We start from the raw sequence: 21,531 nt of genomic DNA on the forward strand, positions 1-21,531 counted from the left end.
CTGCGACCACGGGTGGACGGGTTGTGCCCGGTGCCACGCCGTCCGGTGGCCGAAGTGCGCCGGCCGGTGCCGCGACGGGCGGGCACCCGGTACCGGGAGGCACGCCCGCCGGCGCCACGACCGGGAGCCGGGGCGTGCCCGCCGGTGCGACGACCGGTGGACGCGCGGTCCCGGGTGCACCGGGGGAGCACGCCCAGGAGCCCGTACCGACGCCGACCGGTGAGTTCCGTGTCGTCGGTGCGGTGACCGCGACCGGTGGCATCGAGACTTCGCGCAGCCAGACCAGCGCGACCGGCGCGCAGCCGACACTGATCATCCGCCCGCCCGCGGCCGCGCCGGGGCAGCCCGAGACCACCGGGTTCCATCGCGTCCCGGTCGAGGGCTCCGGCGAGATCTCCATCCCCGCGGTGATCCAGCCGACCGGCCCCGCCGAGATCCGCCCGGCCGACACCCATTTCACCCCGCTCCCGACGGCGGACGAGCCCGCCGCTCCCGAGCCCCCACCCGCCTACACCCCGGACCAGGGCCTGCCCAAGATGCGCCCGTTCCCGGACGCGCATCTCTACGGCGATGCCCAGCCCGGCGGTACCTCCGGCCCGGTGCCTGCCCCGCCGTTCCCCCCACCCACCGGTTTCGTCCCGCCCGACGCCGACCGCCCGGCTCCGCCGCCGCGTCTCGACGCGCCCTCGGGGCCGGTCCCGCAACGCGCCGCCCCGACCCAGCGGTTCGTCGGCGATGCCCCCGCGACGGAACACCACGGCCCGTCGAACCCGAACCCCCGGTTCGCCCCGGCCCCGGACGATCGATTCGGCCCGTCGGCAGACCTTGTCGACGACAGCCACGCGAATCCCGGTGCCCGACCGGGTGGTCCCGCCCTGCCCGGTCCCGGCCGCGCGCCCGCCGGTTTCGTCGGCCCGGACGCTCGATTCGATACTCCGGCAGGACCTTTCGACGACAGGCGACCCACTTCGGCACCTCGGTCCGCGCCGACGCAGAAGTTCGACGGCGATCAGTTCGGCCCGGACGCCCGGTTCGGTGGTCCGGCCGACGACACCGATCCGCCCGCCCGCTTCGCTGCCCCGACCGAACAGTTCGGCGGCGCCCCGGACCGTTTCGGCCCGCCGACCGAGCAGTACGACCCGGCGAACCAGCCCTTCGGTGGTGCTCCGAACGACCGGTTCGGACCGCCGATCGAGCCCGCCGACCCGCAGCGGTCGGCGCCGACGCAGCACTTCGGCGGCGCTCCGGACGACCGGTTCGGTCCCGCCACCGAGCAGTACGATCCCCTGCGACCCCTTGCCGCCCCGTCGGGCCCGGACGATCACTTCGGCCCGGCCACCGAGCACTACGATCCGCAGCGGGCGCCCGCGGGCCGGCCTTTCAGTGGTGCGCCGGAGGATCCGTTCGGTCCGGCCACCGAGCAGTACGACCCGCTGCGGTCGGCCGCGACGCAGCACTTCGGCGGCGCCCCCGATGACCGGTTCGGCCCGGCCACCGAGCAGTACGATCCGCAGCGATCCGCCGCGACCCAGCACTTCGGCGGCGCCCCCGACGCCCGGTTCCCCGCGACCGAGCAGTTCGACCCCGCGGATATCGACGCGCAGCGGTCCGCGCCGACCCAGCACTACCAGGGCGGTGGCGAAGGATTCGGTGCGGCGAACGAGCCGGATCCGCAACGCGCACAGGCGACCAGGCAATATAGGGGTGGCGCGGCACCGTTCCCCGCGCACCAGGCGCCCGACGATCCGGCGCGCGCGGCCGCGACCCAGCACTACGCCGGGGCCGCGCCGGACGCCTACTCCCAGTACGACGATCCGCACGACGCCTATGGCGACCACGCCTACCGCGACCCGGCCGATCCGTACGGCCCCGACCCGGGCTACGCGCCGGATCCGGCCTGGCAGCAGCGCGATTCGCGCCCCCGGCGCTCCCTGCTGCTGCCGATCCTCGTCGGCGTGCTCGCCGTGGTGGTGCTCGCCATCGGCGGCGCGATCGGCTGGCGGCTGATGTCGTCGGCGGACTCGTCGGAGACGACCGGCGCGGCGCCGAGCTCGGCAGCGCCGGCCGGCACCGGCGGTGCTCCCGGGACCACCGCACCGCGGGCGACCACCGCCGCGCCGACCACCTCGGCCGGTCCGGTGACCTTGCCCGCGGGCGCCCAGCCCTGCGAATCCGATAGCGCCGGCGGTGCGTTCGGCAAGGCGGCGGTCGGAACCGCGGTCACCAGTTGCGGTTTCGCCGAAGCGGTGCGGGCGGCCTACGCCAGCGGTGGCACCGCACCGGGTCCGCGACCGGTGGTGGCGGCCAGTCCGGTGACCGGCCGCACCTACACGATGACGTGCACGCCCGAGGGCAAGCTCGTCACCTGCACCGGCGGCGAGAACGCCGTGGTCTACGTCTACTGACCCACGCCGCGGCCGCGGCCCGGACCACGGGCCGCGACCTCCGCCGGGTCAGCTCGCCGACGACGCGACGGCCACCACGGTGTCCCCGAGCCGGGTGACCGTGGCCGGATCACTCCACGACCCGGTGATCGACACACCGTCGGCGACCACCTCGGCGCCCGCCCGGCGCAACCGATCCGCCAGGTTCTGGTTGACCACCTCACCGGGGCCCGCCGTGATCACCGCGACGGGTTTGCCCTCGATCGCCGGCGCCGGGCCCGAACCCGGGTGCGCCAGCCAGGCGATCACGTTCTCGGCCTGCGCGGGCACCTCCGTGCCCTCGTCGGCGAACAGCAGCACGCCGTCGGCTTCCAGCGCCGAGCGCCGCAGCTGATTGGCGATCAGCGGCCGCGCGTCCTCGGTGTCGAGGTCGTGGGTGTAGCCGGGCAGGGTGTCGAGTTCGGCCAGCGTCACCACGTCGACATCGTTGCGGACCGCGACCCGCTGGGCCTCGGTCGCCAGTTGCGCCGCGAGGGAATCCGCACCGGGTGTGGCGACGAGCGCGAGCAGATAGGCCACCGTCGATCCCTCCTACCTGCCCTGCCGGGCGATCTGCTGCGCCGCGGCCTCGATCGCCGCGTCGTCGGCCGCGCTGAGATCGATGACGCCGATCCCGGTGATCCGGTCGGCCAGCGCGTGATTCTTCTCCTGCAGCCGCAGCGCGAAATCCTCGGCGACATCGGACTTCCCGGTGCCGTGCCCGAGCAGCACGAACGACTCGGTGCCGATCTCCGCGAGCAGCGCGACGGCGAGATCGTCGAAGTAGCGCAGGTACACCTGGTGATCGTCGTGCCCGGTGTGCCGCTCGACCGTGCGCAGATGCCGGGCGACGGTGTCGTGGTTGCGCACGTCGCGCTCGGTGTCGCTGACGCCGGTGGTGTCCAGGTCGAAGTGCAGGATCCGGGCGGTCTCGGCGTCCATCGCGACGGCGAACAGCGACCCGGTGCCCTTCACTTCGGGATGGTCGGCCAGCAGCTGCCGCGCGTGCTCGATGTCGCCGATGGCGACCCGGCCGTCGTGCGGCCGGTGGAAGACCTCGCGGTGCCCGTTCATCCGCACCGCGAGCCGATCACCGGATTCCTGCTCGACCTCGTCGGCGAGGTCCTCCCACAGCGAGACGAACCGGGTCCATTCCAGGTCGCGGGGCGCCGGATGTCCGGTGATCGCCGCCAGCGTCTTGCGGGTATGCGCGTTCACAGTGTTCTCCTCGGCCGGTCAACTCGACGGTGTGACAGTGACTTTCACGCTCTTCATCAGGGGTTGATCGCTCTCGGTGCTGAAATCGCCGATCGCGCACAGCACGTTCATCTCCGGCATGTACCCGGCCGCGCAGCCCGGCGGGATGTCGTAGGGGACCACCTTGTACCGGTGCAGCGAGCGGGTCGACCCGTCGCGGGCGGTGCTGGTGATGTCGACGTCGTCGAACTCCGTCAGCCCGCGCTCGCGCATGTCCTGCTCGTTCATGAAGATCAGCGTGCGCAGGTTCTTCACGCCGCGATAGCGGTCGTTGTCGGAGTAGATACTGGTGTTCCACTGGTCGTGGGAACGCTGGGTGGCCAGGGTGAGCACCCCGGGCGGATTGATGGTGTCGGGCAGTGTCACGGTGGCGAATTCGGCCTTGCCCGAGGGGGTCAGGAAGATCAGTTCGCGCGCGGGCTGGCGGATGCGGAAACCCAGCGGCAGGCGGACGCGGCGGTTGTAGTCCTCGAAGCCGGGCAGCACCTTCGACATCACGTCGCGGATGCGGTCGTAGTCCTCGATGTAGTACTCCCACGGCGTCTCGGTCCGCGGCAGCGCGGCTTTGGCGATGCCGGCCAGGATCGCGGGCTCCGACATCAGGTGCGGGGACGCGGGCTTCTTCATGCCCCGCGACATGTGCACCACCGCCATGCCGTTCTCCATCGAGGTGATCTGCGGCCCGCTGCGCTGGTGGTCGCGTTCCGTGCGGCCGATGCAGGGCAGGATCAGCGCGCGTTTGCCGTGGATGACATGGCTGCGATTGAGCTTGGTGCTGACATTGACGGTGAAGCCGCACTTCTGGAACGCCGCGAAGGTGTAGGCGGCATCCGGCGCGGCAGCGACGAAATTGCCGCCCATGCTGAGGAAGAACTCGAGCTTGCCCGCCTGCATCGCCTGGATCGTGGACACCACGTCGTAGCCGTTGGCGCGCGGCGGATCGATCTTGCACACCTGCGCCAGCCGGTCCAGGAACTCCGCGCTCGGATTGTTGTCGATGCCGCAGGTGCGGTTGCCCTGCACATTGCTGTGCCCGCGCACCGGCGACGGACCGGCGCCCTCCCGGCCCAGATTGCCGCGCATGAGCAGCACATTGACGATCTCGCGGATCGTGTCGACACCGTGCTCGTGCTGGGTGATGCCCAGACACCAGCTCATGACGGTGCGGTCGGCGTCGCAGTAGATGCCGGCGGCCTTGCGGATGTCGCTCTCGCTCAGACCCGATTGCCGCTGGATCTCGGCCCAGGTGGTGTCCTTCACCTCGCGCACGTAGTCGTCGAAGCCGACGGTGTAGCGCTCGATGAACTCGTGGTCGAGGGCCTTGGGGTCGGTCTCGGCTTCCTCCAGCACGTGTTTGGCGATGCCGCGCAGCAGCGCGAAGTCGCCGCCGATGCGGACCTGCAGATTCAGGGTGCTGGTCTTGGTGGGGTGGAAGGTGGCCATCGCGGCGAAGTCGTGCGGGATGATCGTGTTGCGCGCGCCCGCCTCGATCAGCGGGTTGACGTGCACGATCTGCGCGCCGCGCTTGTGTGCCTCGGCCAGCGCGGTCAGCATGCGCGGCGCGTTGGAGGCCGCGTTGATGCCCATCACGAACAGCGCGTCGGCCTTGTCCCAGTCCTCGATGTCGCAGGTGCCCTTGCCGGTGCCCAGGGCCGCGTTGAGCGCGCGGCCGCTGGCCTCGTGGCACATGTTGGAGCAGTCGGGCAGGTTGTTGGTGCCGAATTCGCGCACCATCAGCTGGTAGAGGAAGGTGGCCTCGTTGCCGAGCCTGCCCGAGGTGTAGAACGACGCCAGATTCGGGTCGGGCAGTTCGCGCAGCGTCTTGCCGACCATCTCGAACGCGTCCGGCCAGCTGATCGGGACGTAGTGGTCGGTCGCGGCGTCGTAGACCATCGGATGGGTGAGCCTGCCCTGGTCCTCGAGGTCGTAGTCGCTCCAGGTGGCGAGCTCGCTGACGGTGTGCGCGGCGAAGAACTCCGGGGTGCACCGCTTGTGCGTCATCTCCCAGGTGACGTGCTTGATGCCGTTCTCGCAGACGTCGAGCTTGAGGCCGTCGGTCGCGTCGGGCCAGGCACAGCCGGGGCAGTCGAAGCCGTGCGAGGCGTGGTTCATCTTGAGAATGGCCTTGGTACCGATCAGCGGTTCGTGCTCCTTGAGCACCATGAACTTGCCGACGGCCAGCGCGGCGCCCCACCCCGCGGCCGGATGGTGATAGGGCTTCACCGACGGAACGGCGTCGCGATCGGCGGGGCCGCTCGGTCCGTTGTCGGGGTCATACGCGGTGTACGGACCGTCAGCCATGACGTGTTCCCTTCGATCGAAAGTGTTCGAAGCCTGTCGGTACCCGGTTGGGATTCTCTACCGCCGAGATCACGGATGGGCGTAGGCCGGGTACCGGCCCACCGACATCGAGCGTGTCGCGCGCGGTTCGAGTGTGTGCCCGCCGGTCCGGTCGCGTCCAAGACAGACTTCCGAGCACCCGATAGGCGCCGCTTATCACTGCCGGTAGAGTCCCGAAAACCGCGTCTCACCTGCGTTTCGACGGTTTGACGCGCGCCGCGCGGGTCGGTGACGATGGTCCATCGGCCCAGGGGAGACCGCCCCGTGACCGACTTTCGGAGGAACCCCTTGCGCACCATCTCGACCCAGGCGCGCCCGGTGATTCGACGGTTCACCACCGACATCGATCATCTGCCCGCTGCCCGGGTGTTCGCCGGCCTGGCCGTGCCCGGCCTGCTGCTCGTCGCGGCGGGCCGCACCGACCTGCTCATCTACGCGGTGTTCGGGTCCTTCACCGGCATGTACGGCTTCGCGGAAGCGCCGCGGCAGCGGCTGGTCCATCAGTGCGAGGCGGCGGTGCTGCTGGTCGGCGCGGTCGGCGCGGGCATCCTGCTCGCCCGGCTGCACGCCCCGCCCGCCGTGCTGGTCGCGGCGGTGGCGGTGTTCGCCGCGGTCGCCTCGCCGATCACCGACCGGCTCGGCCTGCGGCCGGAGGGCCCGTTCTTCGGCATCTTCGCCTTCGGCGCCGTCGCGATGGTCGCGGGTGGCCGGCGTGATCCGCTGTCCGCGCTGGCGGTCTGCGCGCTCACCGCGGCGTTGTGCGTGGTGGTCGGCTATCTCGAGTCGACGCGGCGGGTGCGTCGCGACGACACCCGCGCTGTCCCGGTGACGATTCCGCCGCATCGCACCGGCCGGATCTCGCTGGTGCAGGCGGGCCGCTACGCGCTGGCGATCTCCATCGCGGGCGGCATCGGCCTGCTGCTCGGTGTCGGCCACGCCAACTGGGCGATGGCGGGCGCGGCGGTGCCGTTGGCGGCCGCCGACTCGCGCGGGCGGATCACCCGCGGGCTGCACCGCGTCGTCGGGACCTTCCTGGGTCTCGCGGTCACGGCCCCGCTGCTGATCCCCGGTCCCAGCCCGGCGATGCTGGGACTGGCGATCATCGCGCTGCTGTACCCGACCGAACTGTTCCTGGCCCGCCACTACGCGGTCGCGCTCGGGTTCTTCACCCCGCTGATCATGTCGATGACCGAACTGGCCGACCCCACCGATCCGCTGACCATGCTCACCGATCGCGCCGTCGACACGGTGATCGGTGTCGCGGTGGGCGTCGCGGTGGCCCTGCTGATCCGCGAACCGGCGCTCGGCACGGCCCCGACCTCCCCGCCGAAGGCATGCGAACCGATGCATACTGTCGACATGGCTGACGACAACCAGTGGTACTACTGCATCAAGCACCATCAGGCCGAACAGGGCAAGACCTGCTGGTACGGCGACCGGATGGGTCCCTACCCGGACCAGGCCACCGCCGAACGAGCACTCGAGATCGCCAAGGCCCGCAACAAGGCCGCCGACGCCGAGGACGACTGAGCTGCTGTTCCGCCAACTCGAGTACTTCGTCGCCCTCGCCCGCGAACGGCACTTCGCCCGCGCGGCCGCGGCCTGCTACGTCTCCCAGCCCGCCCTGTCCGAGGCGCTACGCAAACTCGAACACGAGCTGGGGGTTCCGCTGGTCCGGCGCGGGCGCACGTTCGAGGGACTGACCCCCGAGGGCGAACGACTCGTGTTGTGGGCCAGGCGGATCCTGGCCGACCGCGACGCGCTCGCGCACGAGGTGCACGCGTTGCGGACCGGCCTCACCGGTGACCTGCGGATCGGGGCGATCCCGGCCGCCTCGGGCACCGTCGCCCTGCTGACCGACCCGTTCTGCACCGCGCACCCGCTGGTGCGGATCCGGGTGGAGACCAGCCTGCGTTCGGGCGATATCGTCGAGCGGCTGCGGCGTTTCGAACTCGACGCGGGCATCGTCTACGGCGACGGCGTCGACACCGCGGGCCTCACCCGGACCCCGCTCTACGCCGAACGGCAGGTCCTGCTGGCGGGCACCGATCTGCTGGCGGGCCGGTCCGGGGCGATCAGCTGGGCCGAGGCGCTCGAGATGCCGATGTGCTTGCTGCACAAGGGCATGCGCGGCCGCGATCTGATCGACGACGCCCTGGTCCCCACCGGTCTGGTGCCGTCGCCGCAGGTGGAGACCGATTCGGTGGTGTCGCTGCTCGCGCATGTGAGCACCGGCCGCTGGGCCTGTGTGGTGCCGCAGCCGTGGCTGACGATCTTCCCGCCGCCCGCGGGCGTACGGACCCTGCGCCTGGACGACCCGGCCGTGACCGCCGGGATCGTGCTCGTCACCCCGGCCGTCGAGCCGGGGTCGGTGCTGGTCAAAGCGCTCATCGAGACCGCGCGCACGGCCGGTATCGACGACACCCTGCGGCGCTCGGCGCAGCGGCGCGAGAGCTGAGATCGACATCGGCTATGAGTGTGCGCACCTTCGGTACTGTCGATCGATATGAGGAACCACCTGGTGGTGCCCGCAGTCAATCGCCTGGTCGGTTCGATCCTGATCGGGGCGCTGATCGGGGTCCTCGTCGGCCTCGGACTCGGGCGGGGCGTAGCGCTGGGTGGCCTGATCGGCATCGCGGCGATGGCCACGGTCTTCGTCGTCGCGGGCTGGCTGGTGCTGTGGCCGATGGACGCCGCGCAGACCAAGGCGAATGTGCGGCGCGAGGACTTCCAGCCGTTCGTCCAGGAGATCTCGGTGGTGTCCTCGGCGGCGGGCGGGATCATCGGCATCGTGGCGATCCTGGTGTTCGGCCGATCGGAGGAGGGGCACGTCGCGGCGGCGACGGCGCTGGCCGGCGTCTTCGCGGCCTGGGCGGCGGTGCACCTGATGTACGCGGCGCGATATGCCTTCCACTACTACGAATCACCCACGGGCGGGATCGATTTCAACTCCGAGGAGCCGCCCTCGTACCGCGACTTCCTCTATTTCAGCTACAACCTCGGGATGACCTATCAGGTCTCCGACACCAATGTCACCAGTCCGGTGGTGCGGGCCATCGTGCTCCGGCACTGCCTGCTGTCCTACGCTTTCGGCACGGTCATCCTGGCGACGACGATCAATCTCGTCGTCGGCATCGCGACCGGCTGAGCGAACCCACCGCAACCCGACCGATGGGCACCTCCTGATGAGCAGAGTCACCGCACGGCGCAAGACGATCCGGCTGTCGCCGACCGGACGGATCCAGCGCCCGGACACCCTGGCGGTGGAGGAACCGCTCGAGATCCGCGTGGACGGGCAGTCGCTCACCGTCACCATGCGCACCCCGGGCAACGACATCGACCTGGTGCACGGTTTCCTCTTCGGCGAGGACATCATCGGCTCGGCGGACGACATCGTCACCGCCCGCTACTGCGCGGGCACCGACGAGCAGGGCCGCAACACCTACAACGTGCTCGACCTGCGCCTGCGCACCCCGGTGCCGCTGCACACCCGCAACTTCCTCACCACCGGCGCGTGTGGCCTCTGCGGCAAGTCCGCGCTCGACGAGGTGCGCACGCACACCCGCTACCCGATCCCGCGCGACACCGCGACGGTGTCGACCGAGGTCCTGTCCGGCCTGCCCAAGCAGCTGCGCGCCGGTCAGAAGCTCTTCGACGCCACCGGCGGCCTGCACGCGGCGGGCCTGTTCAGCACCGACGGCACGTTGCTGGCGGTCCGCGAGGACATCGGCAGGCACAACGCCGTCGACAAGGTGATCGGCTGGGCGTTGCGGGAGAACCGGATTCCCGCGCCGGATCTGATCCTGGTGGTGAGCAGCCGCGCGTCCTTCGAACTGGCGCAGAAGGCGGTGATGGCCGGCATCCCGATCCTGGCCGCGGTGTCGGCGCCGAGCTCACTGGCCGTGGACCTGGCGGCCGAGTCGGAGCTGACGCTGGTGGGCTTCCTGCGCGGCGAGACGATGAATATCTACACGGGTGAACATCGTCTGACCTGAGCGTTTCACGGTCGAAGTGGGCGTTCGGCCATACTGCCCAGTACGGTGTCGGGACTGCTACCCCGGCATCGAAGCCCGGGGGGAGTTTAGAAACGAAGATGTTTTACATGATGACGAAAGATCGGCGCCCCGTCCGGATGGTGCTCACCGCGCTGCTCGGGGCCGTCGTGGTGCTCACCGGCGGATGCGGCATCGGATCCGAGCCCGCGACCCCGCCGCGCACGACGACGAGTATCGCCGCCATCGATCCCGGCGCGGGCGGCGCCGGCAACGTCTCGATCGCGGTGCCCGGCAGTCTGGCCGCCGACTTCAACGCAGTACAGCAGGGTTTCCGCGGCAGCGTGGGACTGGCGATCATGCCGGTGGGCGGGGACAAGATGGTCACCTTCGGCACCTGGACCTCGGGCCCGGCCTGGTCGACGATCAAGGTGCCGCTGGCCATCGCGGCGCTGCGCAACAACGCCTCCTACGTCACCACCGCGACCTCGGCCATCACCGCCTCCGACAACGGCGCCGCCGACACCCTGTGGCAGTCGCTGGGTTCCGGCGCCGCCGCGGCCACGGCCGTGGAGAACGTGCTGCGCGAGGGCGGCGACACCACGACTACGGTGCCCACCACCCGCACCAGGGCCGACGCGTCGGTCTACGGCCAGGCCGAATGGACGCTGGCCGAGCAGGTGCGTTTCGCCGCGCACCTGCCCTGCATTCCGCAGAGCCAGCGCGTGGTCGGGCTCATGCAGCAGATCATCCCGAGTCATCGCTGGGGACTGGGCGCCTTCGGCAGCGCCGAGTTCAAGGGCGGCTGGGGCCCGGACCTGTCCGGCAAATACCTGGTCCGCCAGTTCGGGCTCATCGATTCGCCCTCGGGCCGGATCGCGATCGCCTTCGCCGCGCAACCGGATTCGGGCTCCTTCAACGACGGCATGACCATGCTGGACAAGATGGCGACGCTGATCTCGGGTCATCTCGGCGAGCTGGCCGGAGGTCACTGCCCCTGATCGCCGCCGGTGCGGCAAGATGAACGCCATGCGCATCGGAGTCTTGACCGGAGGCGGAGACTGTCCAGGGCTGAACGCGGTGATCCGGGCTGTCGTCCGCACCGCGAACGGCCGCTACGGCGACTCGATTGTCGGGTTCGAGGACGGCTGGCGCGGCCTCCTAGAGGACCGCAAGATCCGTATCCACAACGACGACCGCACCGACCGGCTGCTCACCAAGGGCGGCACCATGCTCGGCACCGCGCGCACCAATCCGGATGTGCTGCGCGCCGGGCTCGGCCGGATCAAGCAGACCCTCGACGACAACGGCATCGAAGCCCTGATCCCGATCGGCGGCGAGGGCACGCTCACCGCCGCGAGCTGGCTCTCCGACGAGGGGGTGCCGGTGGTCGGCGTCCCCAAGACCATCGACAACGACATCGATTGCACCGACGTCACGTTCGGCCACGACACCGCCCTCTCGATCGCCACCGAGGCCATCGACCGTCTGCACACCACCGCCGAATCCCATCAGCGGGTGATGCTGGTGGAGGTGATGGGCAGGCACGCGGGCTGGATCGCGCTCAACTCCGGCATCGCGGCCGGCGCGCATCTGACCCTGGTGCCCGAGGAGCCCTTCGACGTGGCGCAGGTGTGCGCGATGATCAAGAGCCGTTTCCAGCGCGGGGACAAGCACTTCATCTGCGTGGTCGCCGAAGGCGCGCACCCCGCACCGGATTCCGGCTTCGCGCTGCGCGAGGGCGGTATCGACGAGTTCGGTCACGAGCGGTTCACCGGCGTCGCCCAGCAGCTCGGCTCGGAGATCGAGCGCCGGATCGGCAAGGAGGTCCGCACCACCGTGCTCGGCCACGTCCAGCGCGGTGGCAGCCCGACCCCCTACGACCGCATCCTGGCGACCCGCTTCGGCGTGCACGCCGCCGAAGCGGTACACGCCGGACACTTCGGGCAGATGGTCGCCCTGCACGGCACCACCATCGGGTTGGTTCCGCTGTCGGAGGCCACCAAGCAGCTCAAGCGGGTTCCGCCGGAACGACTCGGCGAGGCGCGGGCCTTCTTCGGCTGACCCGCAGCGGTCCTCGACTTTTCGGTGCGCGTCGGTACCGTTGCCGTATGCGCACCGGTCGAGTGATCGTTTCGGTACTGTTCGTCGTCGCCGCGCTGGTGACGGGCTGTTCCTCGGACGAGGACGCCGGACCCGCCGTCCAGGGGCCGTGGCACGGTGACATCGAGGTGCCGGGTGCGCCGATCGCGATCGGCGTGACCTTCGCCGAGAACGGTTCGGCCACCATCGACATCCCGGCACAGGGCGTGCGCGCCGCGGCGCTGAAGGACGTGCGCACCGAGCCGGACCGGGTCGAGTTCACGGTTCCCGACGCACCGGGCGACCCGGGTTTCCGCGGCAAGCTCGACGGCGAGCAGATCACCGGCGACTGGGCGCAGTCCGGCCAGACGGTGCCGCTGGTGCTGCGCCGCGGCCCGGTCGAGAGCGTGGCCAGGCCGCAGGACCCGAAACCGCCGTACCCGTACCGCAGCGAGGACGTCACCTATCGCAGCGGTGACATCACCATCGCGGGCACGCTCACCGAACCCGAAGGCAGCGGCCCGTTCCCGGCGATGCTGCTGATCACCGGCAGCGGACCGCAGGACCGCAACGAGGACCTGATGGGTCACCGCCCGTTCCTGCTGCTGGCCGACACCTTCACCCGCGCCGGCTACGCCGTGCTGCGCACCGACGACCGCGGCGTCGGCGGCACCGGCGGCAACCTCGACGTCGCCACCTACCCCGACCTCGCCGCCGACGCGGCCGCGGGCGTCGCGTTCCTGCGCGCCCGGCCCGAGATCGATCCGGCGAAGGTCGGCCTGTTCGGGCACAGCGAGGGCGGCTACCTCGCCCCGCTCGTCGCCGCCCGGCCCGACAGCAACGTCGCGTTCGCGGTGCTCATGGCCGGCCCGGCGGTGGTCGGCGCGGACGTGCTGATCGAGCAGAACAAGGTGATCATGGCCGGCGCGGGCGCGCCGCAGAACGAGATCGACGCGCAGGTCGACTACGTCACCCGGTGGTCGGCCCTGCTGCGCGCGGGCGATACCGCCGGCGCCGCGGCCTACGCCCAGCAGCACAACGATTCGCTGCCGCCCGAGCAGCGCGCGCCCCAGGCGACCCTCGACTCGTTCAACACCCCGTACATGGCCTCGTTCATCACCTACGACCCGAAGCCCGCGCTGGAGGCCCTGCGGGTGCCGGTGCTGGCCTTCTTCGGCGACAAGGACCAGCAGGTGCTCGCCACGCAGAACGACCCGCCGATGCGGGCGAACCTGGCGGGCGACCCCGACGCCACCGTGCACACCTTTCCCGGCCTCAACCACCTGATGCAGCCCACCGACACGGGCAAACCCAGCGAATATTCCACCATCGAGACCACCATCGACCCGGCGGTGCTCACCTACGTCACCGACTGGCTCACCCAGCGCGTCCCGCCCCGCTAGAGCTTCCTAAGATAGACAGTTATGAGCGCACCCACGGTCGAGTTGATGGACTACGCCGATGTCATCTCCCGGTACGAGCCGGTGCTCGGCATGGAGGTCCACGTCGAGTTGTCCACGGCGACCAAGATGTTCTGCGGTTGCCCCACCGAGTTCGGCGCCGAACCCAATACCCAGGTGTGCCCGGTCTGCCTCGGCCTGCCCGGCTCGCTGCCGGTGGTCAACGAGAAGGCCGTCGAGTCGGCCATCCGGATCGGTCTCGCGCTGAACTGTTCGATCACCCCGTGGGGCCGGTTCGCGCGCAAGAACTACTTCTACCCGGATCAGCCGAAGAACTACCAGATCAGCCAGTACGACGAGCCGATCGCCACCGACGGCTTCCTCGATGTCGTGCTCGACGACGGGTCCACCTTCCGGGTCGACATCGAGCGCGCCCACATGGAGGAGGACACCGGCAAGTCGCTGCACGTGGGCGGCGCGACCGGTCGAATCCACGGCGCCAGTCACTCGCTGCTCGACTTCAACCGCGCGGGCGTGCCGCTGATCGAGATCGTCACCAAGCCGATCACCGGTGCCGGTGAGCGCGCGCCCGAGGTCGCCCGCGCCTACGTCACCGCGCTGCGCGAGGTGCTGCGCTCGCTGAACGTCTCCGACGTGAAGATGGAGCAGGGCTCGCTGCGCTGCGACGCCAACGTGTCGCTGATGCCGGTGGGCGCGAAGGAATTCGGCACCCGCACCGAGACCAAGAACGTGAACTCGCTCAAGAGCGTCGAGGTTGCGGTGCGCTACGAGATGCGCCGGCAGGCGGCCGTGCTCACCGACGGCGGCGAGATCGTCCAGGAGACCCGGCACTTCAACGAGGCCGACGGCTCCACGTCCGCGGGTCGCCGCAAGGAGACCGCCGAGGACTACCGCTACTTCCCGGAGCCGGACCTCGAGCCCGTCGCCCCGGCCGCCGAGTGGGTCGAACAACTGCGCGCCACCATTCCGGAGTACCCGTGGCTGGTACGCGCCCGGATCCAGGCCGACTGGGGCCTGTCCGACGAGGTCATGCGCGACCTCGTCAACGCGGGCGCGCTCGACCTGATCATCGCCACCGTCGAGGCGGGCGCCCCCGCGAACGAGGCGCGCTCGTGGTGGGTCGCCTATCTGACCGAGAAGGCCAAGGAGCGCGAGGTCGCCCTGGCCGACCTGCCGATCACCCCGGCGCAGGTGGCGGCGGTGATCGCGCTGGTCGAGGCCAAGACCGTCAACAACAAGGTCGCCAAGCAGGTCGTCGACTTCGTCCTCGCGGGCGAGGGCGAGCCCGCCGCGATCGTCGAGGCCAAGGGCCTGGGCATGGTCAGCGACGACTCCGCCCTGCAGGTCGAGGTCGAGAAGGCGCTGGCCGCCAACCCTGATATCGCCGAGAAGATCCGCGCCGGCAAGGTCCAGGCGGCGGGCAAGATCGTCGGCGACGTGATGAAGGCCACCCGCGGCCAGGCCGACGCGGCCAAGGTCCGCGAGCTGGTCCTCGCCGCCTGCGCGTAGACGCTCGACAACCACCGCCCCCCACCGGATTCCGGTGGGGGCGGTGGTGTTCTAGTCGGGGCCGCCTGCCCCGCCCTGCGGCGGCGGGATGCGCACGACGCGATCGTCGAACTCGCCCGGCGTGCCGTCGGCCTTGTTGGTCGTGGTCACCCAGACGCTGCCGTCGGGCGAGGCCGTCGCGCCGAGGAGCTTGCCGTACTTGTCCTGGGCGATCAGGGCGGGCGCGGTGGTGACGGCGAAGGTATTGGGGTCGGCGGCCACGGCGGCCAGCGCCTTGCCCTCGCCCAGGGCCACGGCGACACCGTCACCGGTGGCCGTGCAACCACCGACGCCGGGTCGATCGGGCCAGGTCCACGAGACGGTCAGGGCGCCGTCGGTGCCCAGATGCTGGAGCCGGTCCTCGGCGGCGGTGCGGTCGGTGACCCACATGCCGTCCTTGCCGTCGCGGCAGATGTCGCCCGCCGTGCCGATGCCCGAGGCCACCACCTGCGGCGTGTTCACCCCCGAGGACGGCGACTCCAGGCGCAGCACTTTCCCGCCGAGCGAGCCGGGATCGGCCGCCGAGCCGGGGTTGCCCGCGTCGCCGGTGAGGACGAGCAGCTGGGTGGGCGTCGCCCATTCGATGGCGCCGCGATTCCCGCTGGCGCCCTTCGGGATTCCGGTCAGGATCTCCTTGGGCGCCCCGCCGTTGCGGGACAGCCGGACCACCCGGTTGTCGCTGCCGGTGGTGATGTAGGCGTACATCAGCCCGTCCTCGCCGAAGGTGGGCGAGAGCACGATGTCGGAGATGCCGCCGTCGCCGGAACCGTCGACCGGCACGCGCGCGACCTCGACCGCCGGCTCCTGCGGCGTGCTCGCGTCGACCGGGGTCACCTGCAGGATGCGGCCGGTCCGCCGCTCCGCCACCAGCGCACCGTCGCCGACCGGGATCAGCCCGGCGGCCGAATCCAGGCAGGTGGCGATGACATTCGGGTCGGGATCGATGCACGGGCCGGTTGGCCGCGGTACCTGGGAGGGCGACTCCTGCGGCTTCTTCGGCTCGACATTGGACCCACCCAGCGACGGCTCGGTGGTGAACGGGCTCGACGCCGACTCGTCGAATCGGGCGCACCCGGCGACCAAGACGGTGCCCAGTGCCAACCCGATCGCCACGCGGCCCGCGAATACCGAACTCATGGCACAGACGTTACCGGCAGCCGAGTGGGGCTGACACGCCTGTTCCGGGGAAGACCGGCACACCGACTCGGCACGTCATAGGGTGAGGCGGTGACCGACAAGTCGAATGACACGCCGAACGCCGATGGGCCGGCGCCGACCGGACCGCCCGCGTCGTCGTCGGGTCGCCCGGTGACCAGCCCGTACGATTCGCCCACCACGCAGATGCCGAAACCGGATCTGCACAAGGACATTCCGCGCACCGACGAGGACCTCGGCCTCGACCCCGGTGACGAGGTGCCCAGCGCCGGTGCCGCACAGGCCGCCGGTGGGGGCGACGACGGGTACGGCTACGCGTCGATCCCGCCCGCGGCGGCTGCCTCGGCGGGCGCGGTCCGGCTGCAGCGCCGCAATCGCGAGCCTCGCCGCGGCACCCTGGACCTGGGTCTGTTCGTGCTGCGCCTGGTGGTCGGCTACACCTTCATCTACCACGGGCTGCAGAAGCTCACCGGCTGGTTCCACGGCCCCGGCCTCGACGGCACCAAGGCGATGATGGAGGGCGGCGGCTGGGATTATCCGTCGCTGTCGACGGCCCTGGTGATCGCCGGCGAACTCGGTGGCGGCATCCTGCTCGTCCTCGGTCTGGCCACCCCGCTCGCCGGTGGTGCCGTGCTGGCGACGATCCTCACCGCGTGGATGTGGAAGCAGGGCATGATCCCTGGCTTCCAGTACAACGCGGGGACCCCCACCGGCGTCGAACTCGACAGCGTGCTGGCCGGCGCGGCGCTGGCGATCATCCTCACCGGCCCCGGCCGCTGGTCCTTCGACCGTGCCCGCGGCTGGGCGACCCGCCCGGCCTACGGCTCCTTCACCGTCGTCGTGCTCGCCATCGCCGCCGCGATCGCCACCTACGTGTTCCTCCACGGCGGCAATCCGTTGAAGGGCATCGGCCCGTTCAACTGAGTCCGGACGGCTGCGGCGGTGTGGGTTCGGCCAGGTGGGCGGTCATGGTGATCCGCACATCGGCCAGGAATTCCTCGAACCGCCGCAGCTCGGTGGGGGAGTATCGCCCCATGACCGTCTCCTCCACCTTCACCCCGAGGGGTCCGAAGAAGTCGTCGGCCAGGTCGTGGATGCGCGGGGTGCTGCGCAGGGTGACGATGCGCCGGTCGTCGTGCTCGCGGCTGCGGACGATGTGCCCGGCCTTCTCGAGCCGGTTCAGCAGCGCGGTGGTCGCGCTGTTGGACAACGAGATCCGCTCGCTGAGCCGCGCGGGTGACAGGGTCGCGCCGCGTTCCTCCGCGGTGAGGATCTCGATCAGCGCCTCGGCATCGGTGGAGTGCAGCCCGAGCCAGGCCGCGAATCGATGGGTGAATTCGCGGTAGTTCGCGCCGTAGGCGCGCATGCCCTCGTGGATCCGTTGATACTGCGCGCCAGCGTCCGACCGGGTCATAGGTTCCTTTCGCATCGGTTGACATCCTATTGCCCGCAATCTACTTTGACCATGGAAATATTCCACCATGGAAATAGGAGATGCGATGAGTCAAGAGTCGTCCATCCGCCGATGGCTCGGCTTGATCGCCATCGCCCTCGGTGTCGCGCTGATCGTGGTCGACACCACGATCGTCAACGTGATCATCCCGTCGATCATCGAGGATCTGGCGACGGGTTCGACCGAGGCGCAATGGATTCAGGAGTCCTACGCGATCGTGTTCGCGGCGCTGCTGCTGGTGGTCGGCCGGATCGCCGACATCGTCGGGGCGCGCAGAGTGTTCGTCGCCGGTGTCGTCGTCTTCGGCGCGACCAGCGTCCTGGCCGGGCTCGCCCCCGGCGGCGGACTGCTGATCGTCGCCCGGTTCCTGCAGGGCGCCGGCGCCGCGATGATCCTGCCGACCTCGCTGGCGCTGCTCAACGCCACCTTCACCGGGAAAGCGCGTGGTCAGGCGTTCGCGGTGTGGGGTTCGACGATCGGCGCCGCCGCGGCGCTCGGCCCGCTGCTCGGCGGCTGGCTGGCCGAACACGTGTCGTGGCGCTGGGCGTTCGGGATCAACGTGCCACTGGCGGTGCTGATCGTGATCGGTGTGCTGGCGTGCATCGCGCCCTCGCCGAAGGTCGCGGGACGACTCGATGTGCTCGGCGCGATCCTGTCGGTGCTCGGTCTCGGGCTGCTCGCCTTCGGGCTGGTCGAAGGCCGCACCTACGGCTGGATCAGCACGGTGCATCCGCTGGGGATCGGCGGTCTCACCTGGGGCAGTGGGCCGTCGCCGGTGCTGGTCGCCCTGGTGCTGAGCGCGCTCGCGCTGGCCGGTTTCGTGGTGCGCCAGGTGCTGCTGCGCCGCGGTCCCGACGCCGACAAGGCGCTGATGGATCTGAGCCTGTTCCGGCTGGCCTCGTTCCGCAACGGCAATATCGCCACGCTGATCATCGGGCTCGGCGAGTTCGGCATCGTCGCGGTCCTGCCGCTGTGGCTGCAGTTCACCCTCGGCTACAGCGCCGTGCAGTCCGGGCTGGCGCTGGTGCCGATCGCCATCGGCAGCTTCATCGCCAGCGGTGCCAGCTTCGGGATGGCGGGCAAGGCGTCACCGCTGAACATGGTCCGGCTCGGTCTCGCCCTCGAAGTCGTCGGCCTGGCGGCGCTGGCCTTCTTCGCCGCCACCGACAGTTCCTGGTGGGCGCTGTCGCTGATCCTGTGCGTGTACGGCATCGGTGTCGGATTCGCCACGGCCCAGGTCACCAATGTGGTGCTGGCCGAGATCCCCGAGAACGACAACGGCCAGGCCTCCGGCATCCAGAGCGCCTTCCGTCAGCTCGGTTCCGCGCTCGGCATCGCGGTGCTCACCACGGTCTTCTTCACCACGCTGAGCTCGCAGGTCGACGACGACCTCACCGCCGCCGGCCTGCCCCCGGCCCAGGCGCAGCAGTACGCGCACGCCGTCACCAGCAGCGCGGGCGCGGCGATCGAAGGCTTCGCCGCCCAGCCGGAGACCCGTGAGGTCGCCGAGACCGGCCGCACGGCGATGACCGACGGCATCACCCTGGGCGGCTACCTCGCCGCGGGCTTCGTCCTGCTCGGGTTGATCGCCACCGCGCTCATCCCGTCCCACACGGACGACGAGTCGGCCACGCCGACAACACAACCCGCGCTCGTGTAAGCGCGGAACCGCTGATTCGGTGAGGGCCCGGGTAACTCACCGAGTCGAGCTGACCGAGCAGTGCGCCGCCGGTCGCGAAACGCGACCGGCGGCGCACTGCTCGCTCTGGCGGGTAAGGCGATTACGGCACCTTGCGGACGGCACCCTTGTCGGCCGAGGTGGCCAGCGCCGCGTAGGCGCGCAGGGCCGTGGTCACCGGGCGGACGCGGTCCACCGGCTGCCACGGCCGCTCCGAGGCCTCCATCTTGGCGCGGCGCTCGGCCAGCACCTCGTCGGAGACCAGGACCTCGAGCGCGCGGGTGTGCACGTCGACCCGGATGCGGTCACCGTTCTCGATCAGGCCGATCACGCCACCCTGGGCGGCCTCGGGGGAGATGTGGCCGATCGACAGGCCCGAGGTGCCGCCGGAGAAGCGGCCGTCGGTGATCAGCGCGCACACCTTGCCCAGGCCCGCGCCCTTCAGGAAGGCGGTGGGGTGCAGCATCTCCTGCATGCCGGGGCCGCCGGAGGGGCCCTCGTAGCGGACGACGATCACGTCGCCGGGCTGGATCTTCTTGCCCAGGATCATCGAGACCGCTTCCTCCTGGGACTCGACCACCACGGCCGGTCCCTCGAAGGTGAACAGTTCCTCGTCGATGCCCGCGGTCTTGAGGATCGCGCCGTCCGGGGCGATGTTGCCGCGCAGCACGCACAGCCCGCCCTCGACGGTGTAGGCGTGCTCGATGTCACGGATGCAGCCGCCCGCGGCGTCGGTGTCCAGCGAGGACCAGCGGTTGCTGGTGGAGAACGGCTCGACGGTGCGCACGCCACCGGGCGCGGCGTGGAACAGCTCGATCGCTTCCTCGGAAGCCTTGCCCGAGCGGATGTCCCAGGTGTCGAGGAATTCCTCGTAGTCGGCGGTGTGCACGGTGGTCACGTCGGTCTCGAGCAGCCCACCGCGACGCAGTTCGCCGAGGATGGCGGGGATGCCGCCGGCGCGGTGCACGTCCTCCATGTGGTAGTCCGAGTTCGGCGAGACCTTCGACAGGCACGGCACCCGGCGGCTGATCTCGTCGATGGTGCTCAGATCGAAGTCGATCTCGCCCTCCTGCGCGGCGGCGAGGGTGTGCAGCACGGTGTTGGTGGAACCGCCCATGGCGACGTCGAGGGCCATCGCGTTGCGGAAGGCCTTGGCGTTGGCGATATTGCGGGGCAGGACCGAGGCGTCGTCGTCCTGGTACCAGCGCTTGGCGATGTCGACGATGACGGTGCCCGCCCGCTCGAACAGCGCGCGGCGCGCCGAGTGCGTGGCCAGCGTGGAGCCGTTGCCCGGCAGGGCCAGGCCCAGCGCCTCGGTGAGGCAGTTCATCGAGTTGGCGGTGAACATGCCCGAACACGAACCGCAGGTCGGGCAGGCCGAGCGCTCGACCTCGTCGAGGCCCTCCTCGGAGACGGCCTGGCTGGCGCTCGCCGAGATGGCGCTGACCAGGTCCAGCGGCGCGTGCGCGACACCGTCGACGACCACCGCCTTGCCCGCCTCCATCGGGCCGCCGGAGACGAACACGGCCGGGATGTTGAGCCGCATGGCGGCGTTGAGCATGCCGGGAGTGATCTTGTCGCAGTTGGAGATACACACGAGCGCGTCGGCGGTGTGCGCGTTGGCCATGTACTCGACCGAGTCGGCGATGATCTCGCGCGAGGGCAGCGAGTACAGCATGCCGCCGTGGCCCATGGCGATGCCGTCGTCGACGGCGATGGTGTGGAACTCGCGCGGCACGCCGCCCGCGGCGCGCACGGCCTCGGCGACGATGTCGCCCATGTTCTTGAGGTGCACATGGCCGGGAACGAATTGGGTGTAGGAGTTCGCGATCGCGATGATCGGCTTACCGAAATCGGAGTCGGTCATGCCGGTGGCGCGCCAGAGCGAGCGGGCGCCCGCGGCATTGCGGCCGATGGTGGTGGTGCGTGAGCGAAGCGGTGGCATGGGGGAGTCCTCGTAGTGTCGCTGGGTGCGTCCAAGCGTGCGCGCAGGGGGCTGACCTGCGCCGCACAAGGCGAGTGCGCGGTGCGTCCGGCAAGCCTGCACGTTACTCCGGCGCGCGGTGGTCGCGTCGCGCCGGTGGTGGGTGCGGGTGGGTGCCGGAACCGGGCTCGAGGCGGGAGTGTCGCTCCGGAAGGTGTCGCCGCGGTGGTGCCGTCGGCGCGGGGTGCCCGGGTGCCG

General features: G+C 70.5%; 17 protein-coding genes. 11 read left to right on the plus strand and 6 right to left on the minus strand.

Annotated features, from left to right (window positions below):
* The first annotated feature begins 134 nt into the window (after nucleotides 1-134).
* A complete protein-coding gene (locus ATM97_RS17960; RefSeq protein ID WP_218719191.1) occupies nucleotides 135-2,405 on the plus strand; it encodes a hypothetical protein in 2,271 nt (756 codons plus the stop codon).
* A gap of 48 nt (nucleotides 2,406-2,453) precedes the next feature.
* Here the strand turns inward: ATM97_RS17960 and ATM97_RS17965 are convergent, their stop codons facing one another.
* The 3 genes from ATM97_RS17965 to ATM97_RS17975 are packed head-to-tail and all read right to left on the minus strand — an operon-like array spanning nucleotide 2,454 to nucleotide 5,981.
* Nucleotides 2,454-2,963 carry an NAD(P)H-dependent oxidoreductase gene (locus ATM97_RS17965; protein WP_218719192.1) on the minus strand — a complete coding sequence of 170 codons (510 nt, stop codon included), beginning with the start codon at nucleotides 2,961-2,963 and terminating at the stop codon, nucleotides 2,454-2,456.
* Between the two features lie 12 nt (nucleotides 2,964-2,975).
* The gene (locus tag ATM97_RS17970) at nucleotides 2,976-3,641 is read right to left on the minus strand and encodes a hypothetical protein (protein ID WP_218719193.1); all 666 of its coding nucleotides are present in this window, start codon (nucleotides 3,639-3,641) and stop codon (nucleotides 2,976-2,978) included.
* Nucleotides 3,642-3,659: 18 nt separating this feature from the next.
* Nucleotides 3,660-5,981 (minus strand): FdhF/YdeP family oxidoreductase, encoded by a 2,322-nt coding sequence (locus ATM97_RS17975; protein WP_255587981.1) that lies wholly within the window; start codon nucleotides 5,979-5,981, stop codon nucleotides 3,660-3,662.
* A 327-nt stretch (nucleotides 5,982-6,308) separates the two neighbouring features.
* Between ATM97_RS17975 and ATM97_RS34900 the strand changes: the two genes are divergently transcribed.
* The 8 genes from ATM97_RS34900 (at nucleotide 6,309) to gatB (ending at nucleotide 15,024) form a co-directional block, all read left to right on the plus strand.
* A complete protein-coding gene (locus ATM97_RS34900; RefSeq protein WP_308248536.1) occupies nucleotides 6,309-7,550 on the plus strand; it encodes an FUSC family protein in 1,242 nt (413 codons plus the stop codon).
* A gap of 1 nt (nucleotide 7,551) precedes the next feature.
* Entirely contained in the window at nucleotides 7,552-8,478 is a 927-nt protein-coding gene (locus ATM97_RS17985; protein ID WP_218719279.1) for a LysR family transcriptional regulator, read from the plus strand.
* A 48-nt stretch (nucleotides 8,479-8,526) separates the two neighbouring features.
* Complete coding sequence (locus ATM97_RS17990; RefSeq protein WP_218719195.1) at nucleotides 8,527-9,168, plus strand: DUF1345 domain-containing protein; 642 nt, start codon at nucleotides 8,527-8,529, stop codon at nucleotides 9,166-9,168.
* A 37-nt stretch (nucleotides 9,169-9,205) separates the two neighbouring features.
* The gene (gene fdhD / locus ATM97_RS17995; protein ID WP_218719196.1) at nucleotides 9,206-10,015 is read left to right on the plus strand and encodes a formate dehydrogenase accessory sulfurtransferase FdhD; all 810 of its coding nucleotides are present in this window, start codon (nucleotides 9,206-9,208) and stop codon (nucleotides 10,013-10,015) included.
* Nucleotides 10,016-10,122: 107 nt separating this feature from the next.
* Nucleotides 10,123-11,013: a hypothetical protein gene (locus ATM97_RS18000; protein WP_218719197.1), complete on the plus strand. Its 891-nt coding sequence runs from the start codon at nucleotides 10,123-10,125 to the stop codon at nucleotides 11,011-11,013.
* 28 nt (nucleotides 11,014-11,041) lie between these two features.
* A complete protein-coding gene (locus ATM97_RS18005) occupies nucleotides 11,042-12,076 on the plus strand; it encodes an ATP-dependent 6-phosphofructokinase (protein ID WP_218719198.1) in 1,035 nt (344 codons plus the stop codon).
* 47 nt (nucleotides 12,077-12,123) lie between these two features.
* On the plus strand, nucleotides 12,124-13,497 hold the full coding sequence (locus ATM97_RS18010) for a S9 family peptidase (RefSeq protein ID WP_218719199.1): 1,374 nt from the start codon (nucleotides 12,124-12,126) through the stop codon (nucleotides 13,495-13,497).
* A 21-nt stretch (nucleotides 13,498-13,518) separates the two neighbouring features.
* On the plus strand, nucleotides 13,519-15,024 hold the full coding sequence (gene gatB / locus ATM97_RS18015) for an Asp-tRNA(Asn)/Glu-tRNA(Gln) amidotransferase subunit GatB (RefSeq protein WP_218719200.1): 1,506 nt from the start codon (nucleotides 13,519-13,521) through the stop codon (nucleotides 15,022-15,024).
* Between the two features lie 51 nt (nucleotides 15,025-15,075).
* Here gatB and ATM97_RS18020 read toward each other — a convergent pair whose 3' ends face one another.
* Nucleotides 15,076-16,200: a PQQ-dependent sugar dehydrogenase gene (locus ATM97_RS18020; RefSeq protein WP_218719201.1), complete on the minus strand. Its 1,125-nt coding sequence runs from the start codon at nucleotides 16,198-16,200 to the stop codon at nucleotides 15,076-15,078.
* Nucleotides 16,201-16,371: 171 nt separating this feature from the next.
* On the opposite strand from ATM97_RS18020, the gene ATM97_RS18025 reads away from it, so the two are divergent.
* Nucleotides 16,372-17,142 carry a DoxX family protein gene (locus ATM97_RS18025; protein ID WP_308248537.1) on the plus strand — a complete coding sequence of 257 codons (771 nt, stop codon included), beginning with the start codon at nucleotides 16,372-16,374 and terminating at the stop codon, nucleotides 17,140-17,142.
* Here the strand turns inward: ATM97_RS18025 and ATM97_RS18030 are convergent.
* Nucleotides 17,135-17,632, minus strand: a complete 498-nt coding sequence (locus tag ATM97_RS18030; RefSeq protein ID WP_218719203.1) for a MarR family winged helix-turn-helix transcriptional regulator — start codon at nucleotides 17,630-17,632, stop codon at nucleotides 17,135-17,137. The two genes, ATM97_RS18025 and ATM97_RS18030, sit on opposite strands and share 8 nt — an antisense overlap.
* Before the next feature lie 85 nt (nucleotides 17,633-17,717).
* Here ATM97_RS18030 and ATM97_RS18035 point away from each other — a divergent pair, with 85 nt between their 5' ends.
* A complete protein-coding gene (locus tag ATM97_RS18035) occupies nucleotides 17,718-19,331 on the plus strand; it encodes a DHA2 family efflux MFS transporter permease subunit (protein WP_218719204.1) in 1,614 nt (537 codons plus the stop codon).
* Nucleotides 19,332-19,452: 121 nt separating this feature from the next.
* Here ATM97_RS18035 and ilvD read toward each other — a convergent pair whose 3' ends face one another.
* Nucleotides 19,453-21,294 carry a dihydroxy-acid dehydratase gene (gene ilvD / locus ATM97_RS18040; RefSeq protein ID WP_218719205.1) on the minus strand — a complete coding sequence of 614 codons (1,842 nt, stop codon included), beginning with the start codon at nucleotides 21,292-21,294 and terminating at the stop codon, nucleotides 19,453-19,455.
* Between the last annotated feature and the right edge of the window lie 237 nt (nucleotides 21,295-21,531).

It is taken from the genome of Nocardia sp. MH4 (genome assembly GCF_019266065.1).
GTDB classification, from domain to species: Bacteria; Actinomycetota; Actinomycetes; order Mycobacteriales; family Mycobacteriaceae; genus Nocardia; species Nocardia canadensis.